The sequence below is a fragment of the Enterobacter sp. KB-280D8 genome (assembly GCF_041399405.1).
GTDB classification, from domain to species: Bacteria; Pseudomonadota; Gammaproteobacteria; order Enterobacterales; family Enterobacteriaceae; genus Enterobacter; species Enterobacter cloacae_N.
Genome location: NZ_JBGKEC010000028.1, coordinates 1 through 613, shown reverse-complemented (window position 1 = coordinate 613; position 613 = coordinate 1). Strand labels below are relative to the sequence as shown.

The 613-nt window shown below is 55.1% G+C and carries 1 protein-coding gene; it reads right to left on the bottom strand.

All coding sequences use genetic code 11. The features are described 5' to 3' along the window. A partial coding sequence (locus AB8818_RS22860; protein WP_371200035.1) for a phage portal protein occupies positions 1 to 613 on the bottom strand: 613 nt, incomplete at both ends.

Below are 613 nucleotides of genomic sequence, written 5' to 3'. Positions count from 1 at the left end.
AATCAGATATCCGTCGGTTGACTCGACAAGCTCCTGCCGCTGGGCACTGTACGTTCCGTTGTAGTTTCTGGATGTGCTGGAAAAGCTGAGGCGACTGCCGGCGGACACGGCACGGAGCTGTCCATTACGAAACGACTCGAGGTTAGGGTTCGGGCGATCGGATTTAATCATCCCGATTTCTTCCCCGGCCTGCAGCTCGTCATAGAGCATACCAGGCTGAATCATCAGCTCGCGGTCATCGCTACCGGAATCAGAATCGAAGCTCTGTCCGTCGCCTTTTTTGATATACATGCCGAGTGCCGCAGCAATTCTGGCAGCGGTAAGCTCCGAGTCCTCGTACTCTTTCAGCGCGCTCAGACGCATCAGAACACCAGACAAAAGAGACGTTCCGCGGGTCTGGTGCAGGCGTCGGGTGAATTTGAGATGCAGCATGTTCTCTGCATCTATCTCTTTGGTATCGAACTGACGCCCGGATACTGGCAGGCTTTTATAGACCTGATATTTTTTCGGGCGCCCCCAGTTATCGATAAAAACGCCCTGATTGAGCTGGGTGGCGGCATCGCTGTTCATCGGCACGAAGTCCGGCTCCAGCGCTTCCAGCCAGAACGGCACG